A 4815-nucleotide genomic window follows, 5' to 3' on the forward strand; every position below is an offset into this window, starting at 1 on the left:
AAACCCAAAGGGCAGCGCTTGATTGGCATTTCTTCTGTGTTGCCCCACAAGGATGTGGGGTAAGGTGACTTTNNNAAGCATAAAGTCTTTATCGCCTGACTCACATAGAACAACTATGCTACGCAGGCTCTGCTTTGTATAAATACCAATCAAACTGCTGCAAAAACAAACTTGAAAGATCAACAGGCCCTAGTCATTGCTGATAGCAGTGACATCAATTATAAGGTTTCTTCTAACCACTTGAAGAATTCACGCTGCCATACTATCCCGTTTTGCGGTGTCAGTACCCAGTGGTTTTCTTCGGGAAAGTAAAGGAAACGGCTCTTTAAGCCACGAAGTTTTGCGGCTTGGAAAGCTTGCATCCCTTGACTCAGCGGTACACGGTAGTCTTTACCACCATGGATCACAAACATAGGCGCATCCCACTTATCCACATAGCTGATTGGGTTAAACTGATTGTATGCTTTGCTGATGGCCGCATTGTTTTGCTCCCAGTACGCGCCACCCAATTCGTTGTTCACAAAGAACATTTCTTCGGTTGTGCCGTACATACTGCGCAAATCAAAAATGCCACAGTGCGCGATAAAGGTTTTGAAACGACCATCGTGATTGCCAGCTAAGTAAAACGCAGAGTAACCACCAAAACTCGCACCAACTGCCGCGATACGTTTGTTGTCAACATATGACTCTTTCGCAACATCGTCGATTGCATCAAGGTAATCTTGCATTACCTTACCACCCCAATCTTGGCTGATGTCTTTGTTCCATTTCACACCGTGCCCTGGCATACCACGGCGGTTTGGCGCAACCACAATGTAGCCTTGTGATGCCATCACTTGGAAGTTCCAGCGGAAGGAATAAAACTGTGATAACGGCGACTGTGGACCACCTTGAAGGTATAACAGCGTTGGATATTGCTTACGCTTATCAAAATTAGGTGGGTAGATAACCCAAGTTAGCATGTCTTCGCCGTCTTTTGTCTTCACCATTCGCTTTTCAACGTTCGGTAAATCCAAATCAGCATAAAACGCCTCATTCACACTTGTCAGCGCAACAAGCTTTTTGCTATTCAGATCAAAGCGGAAGATCTCTTTTGCTTGATTCATGCTATTGCGAGTAACAACTAACTGACCGTCTAGGGCAGCGACAATGCTATTTACATCAAACATGCCCTTAGTTAGCTGCTTAATTTTCGGATTAGCTTTGATTTTGGTGTTCACCGCTACTTGAAATAGCTGGATTGTTCCGTCAACTGGTGCAATAAAATAAATATGCTTACCATCATGACTCCACTCAAAACTGCTTACCGTGCCGTCCCAATGCGCAGTTAAGTTGACTTCTCTGTCACCCAACTTAACGATAATGTCATTTTTATCCGCCTCGTTACCCGCTTCATCCATACGTAAGAAAGCCAGCAGCCCTGTCGATGAGAATTCTGGGCTTTTATCATAACCCAAGTTTTGCTCGGTTAGATTGGTGGTTTTCTTGCTAGCTAAGTTATAACGATAAATATCTGTGTTGGTACTGCTCGCATATTCTGCGCCAGTCAGCTTTTTACTGACGTAGTAGATATTTTCACCTTTAGGGCCCCAAATATAATCGCTTGAACCACCAAATGGTGACGTCGGACTATCAAAAGGCATCCCTTTCATGATGTCGACTTTTTCTTCTGTGATTAGATCCTGATAAAACACATGTTTAACACTGCCGTCTTTCCAGGTATCCCAATGGCGATAGTTTAAATCATCAAACACATAAGCATCTGCTTGCGTAAGCGCTTTATGTCTATCCGTGGCCAGCACAGCTTCAACATTTACAGTGTCATGAAATAGTTTTTTGCTACCATCTGGCGAAATGTTGTCGTCTGACAATATTCCTTGATACGCGCTTAAAAGCTGAGACGCCCCACCCTTTAACGGCACTTGATAAACTTTGCTATCAAAATCATTGTTTTCAACGCTTGGCGTTGTAACTCGATAAATCACATGGGTGTTGTCTTTAGATAACCCAAGCGCACTTACGCGTTTTACTTGCCAAAGCTTGTCAGGGGTCATTACCTCTTTGGCAACTAACCCAAAACTTGGTGCTAATCCTAAGCTAGCACATAATAGAATTCGCAACATCGCGAAATGCCTCCAATAATCAAATCTCACCTAGACTACATAAAGCGGGAAGAACTTAAAAGCATTCGCGATAAGATACTTTCATCTCTAGTGTATGTCACATGCAAGCTGCAGAAGTTGCTCAAAATGAATTTACGTTGTGCTGTAAGTTGGCAATTCGGTATTTTCTCGGTGTTTGGTTAAACAATTTCTTAAACGCTTGCACAAACGCAGAGTCAGAAGCGTATCCCAACTCAATAGCAATTTCCTGTATGCTCTTTTGCGACCCTAACAATTGCAAAGATAAAACTAACCTCACATTTTGTCTCCACTGTGAAAATGATTGGGAAAACTCTCTTGAGCACAATCGCGACAAAGTGCGCTCAGAAGCGCCCACTTTTGTTGCCCACTCCTTTAACGTAAATGGTAAATCCGGTTGCTCTTTAAGCTGTAAGAAAATGGACAAAAGGCGTTTATCTGTAGGTATGAGCAAGGGTATTTCATAACGATTTGCGATCTCGATCTGATCTCGCAATACCGCTAGCAAATGTGTGATATTGGATTCTGCTTGAGTGAGCGTCTCGTTTTCAAATAGAAGCAGTATTAATGCTTTAATAAATGGCGTTACCAGACAGGATTTTGGTTCGTCTCCATACTGAACATATTTGTCGGGATTAAGGTAAATCGCCAAAAACTGTGTATTTGTAATCGCTATGGATTTATGCACTGTATTTGCGGGTATGTAGAGCATGCCATTGTGAGGAACGATACCGCTTTTATTGCCAATACTTGATTGCAGCAGCCCCTGCAAAGGAAACACAATTTGATGCCACGAATGTGAGTGAAAGTCATCAACATAGCCAGAAGCCATATTAATCGCTTTAGTTACGATTTGTTTATCAGAAGAACCTTTGATGAGGTCATTAGCTTGCATCTTGGCGACTTATCAACATTAAACGTCTGTTAGTATAAATTACGCCATCCAAATTTAATATACCATCTACAGCCTATCGTTAATTAAAAGGCACAAAGATGCATATTCACTTTATCGTTCATGAACATTTTGAAGCGCCCGGCGCCTATGAATCTTGGGCAAATAAACGCGGCCATACCATTACCTATTCGCGAGTTTATCAAGGAGAACCGCTCCCAAAAAATGTCGAAGACTTAGATTTTTTGATTGTCATGGGAGGACCTCAAGATCCGTCGACAACTATTGAGCAATGCCCGCACTTCGACGCAAAAGGTGAGCAAGAAGTCATCTTAAACTCGATTACCGCCGGAAAAGTTGTGCTTGGTATATGCCTAGGATCGCAACTCATTGGTGAAGCATTAGGTGCAACATTTGAACCTAGCCCTGAACGTGAAATAGGAAAATATCCGATAACCTTGACGGAAGCTGGGATGACACATCCACTATTTAGTCATTTTGGAAAAGTGTTGGATGTCGGTCATTGGCATAATGATATGCCGGGGCTCACCAATGGCTCACAAGTGATTGCATATAGCGCGGGGTGCCCAAGGCAAATAGTCGGCTACCGCGACCTAGTATACGGTTTTCAGTGCCATATGGAATTTACCAAAGATATCGTCGCATTACTGATTGAAAATGACGATCTCAGTGACGTTTTACAGTATCGATTTGTAGATGAGCCAGAGGTTTTACTGAATCATAACTATGACGAAATGAACCAAAAACTGCACGACTTTTTAGACAAGTTAGAAAGCTTTTATAAATCAAAACACTGAGTGTTAATCATACTATTTAACCTGAGGTTTAAGGCTTGGGGCTGATACAAACACCCACCATAATTCGCATCTATGTTATGGTCGGTGTCTGCTATCTGCACACTGCTATCTGCACAAACCTGTAGTGGGTGTCAGCGATTTAACTTAGCGATTTAACTTTTCAGCGATTTAATTCTTGCCAAAACTGAATAGTTCTTGGCTATCGGTAGTTGAAACACAACCAGTAACTTCAGGCAGTAGTGTTGTTGGCTATTTGGTTGTTTGGAAGTACTCTGTTTGCACATTCACTTCAGGAACTGCAACGGCCAGTGCGCTCGATAAACTTTCCACACAACCAAGAAGATGATCACCTGTATATTCAATAATTAGGCGCTTACGTAGAATTTCCCAGCACCTCCAAACTGATAAGCTTCTAATGTATGAAGAAGTTCTTTGGAGAATTCTATTTGAGAGGCTGGAGCACCACTTGCTGTGGCCTCTCTTAATCGTTCCTTTTGCATAGCAATGACATCTACTCTATCATTTTCAGCTTTAGATAATGCACTCAAGGAAACTTGTCCGTCTCCCTGATTTAACCCTGTTGACGTCGCTGAGTAATGTAGTGAAAGCGAAGCGTGTTGCCCTAAGGTCAATACACCTTCGTCATACAAAGCTTTTGATGCTTGAGAAAGCTCTTTCATTGTCATATCGGTAAAATCAAATTTATCACTGTCCACATGACCATTTGCCATCTGAGATTGCGGCAATGTTTTGCCTGCTTTTTCACTGGCTACTGCTTGTTGAGCTTGAATTTGTTGCTGACTATATACAAACGATTGACTTTGAACCTTCATTGTACAATTCCTTCTACTAGTGGCTATATAGACCAAGCAAAGTTTATACCTATCTCGCAAATGTAACTCCCCCAAAAAATGAAACAGTTTATAAGTAGAATTTTCCATTAACTAAAATAGGAAAATTTACG

The 4815-nt window shown here is 41.9% G+C and carries 4 protein-coding genes; 1 reads left to right on the forward strand and 3 read right to left on the reverse strand.

Going from position 1 to position 4815, the window contains the following annotated elements; genetic code table 11:
• Positions 1–218: 218 nt before the first annotated feature.
• Both CKO50_RS08635 and CKO50_RS08640 read right to left on the reverse strand, forming a co-directional pair.
• Entirely contained in the window at positions 219–2123 is a 1905-nt protein-coding gene (locus tag CKO50_RS08635; RefSeq protein ID WP_095727822.1) for a S9 family peptidase, read from the reverse strand.
• Positions 2124–2244: 121 nt separating this feature from the next.
• Entirely contained in the window at positions 2245–3036 is a 792-nt protein-coding gene (locus CKO50_RS08640) for an AraC family transcriptional regulator (protein WP_095727823.1), read from the reverse strand.
• Between the two features lie 98 nt (positions 3037–3134).
• Here CKO50_RS08640 and CKO50_RS08645 point away from each other — a divergent pair, with 98 nt between their 5' ends.
• On the forward strand, positions 3135–3851 hold the full coding sequence (locus CKO50_RS08645) for a type 1 glutamine amidotransferase (protein ID WP_095727824.1): 717 nt from the start codon (positions 3135–3137) through the stop codon (positions 3849–3851).
• 365 nt (positions 3852–4216) lie between these two features.
• Here CKO50_RS08645 and CKO50_RS08650 read toward each other — a convergent pair whose 3' ends face one another.
• Entirely contained in the window at positions 4217–4684 is a 468-nt protein-coding gene (locus CKO50_RS08650) for a hypothetical protein (protein ID WP_095727825.1), read from the reverse strand.
• Positions 4685–4815: the final 131 nt, after the last annotated feature.

It is taken from the genome of Pseudoalteromonas sp. HM-SA03, from assembly GCF_002289345.1.
GTDB lineage: Bacteria > Pseudomonadota > Gammaproteobacteria > Enterobacterales > Alteromonadaceae > Pseudoalteromonas.

What these genes read in the sequence shown, in the direction of transcription:
- CKO50_RS08635 (WP_095727822.1), bottom strand. Translation starts at nt 2,123, where the DNA reads ATGTTGCGAATTCTATTATGTGCTAGCTTAGGATTAGCACCAAGTTTT.
- CKO50_RS08640 (WP_095727823.1), bottom strand. Translation starts at nt 3,036, where the DNA reads ATGCAAGCTAATGACCTCATCAAAGGTTCTTCTGATAAACAAATCGTA.
- CKO50_RS08645 (WP_095727824.1), top strand. Translation starts at nt 3,135, where the DNA reads ATGCATATTCACTTTATCGTTCATGAACATTTTGAAGCGCCCGGCGCC.
- CKO50_RS08650 (WP_095727825.1), bottom strand. Translation starts at nt 4,684, where the DNA reads ATGAAGGTTCAAAGTCAATCGTTTGTATATAGTCAGCAACAAATTCAA.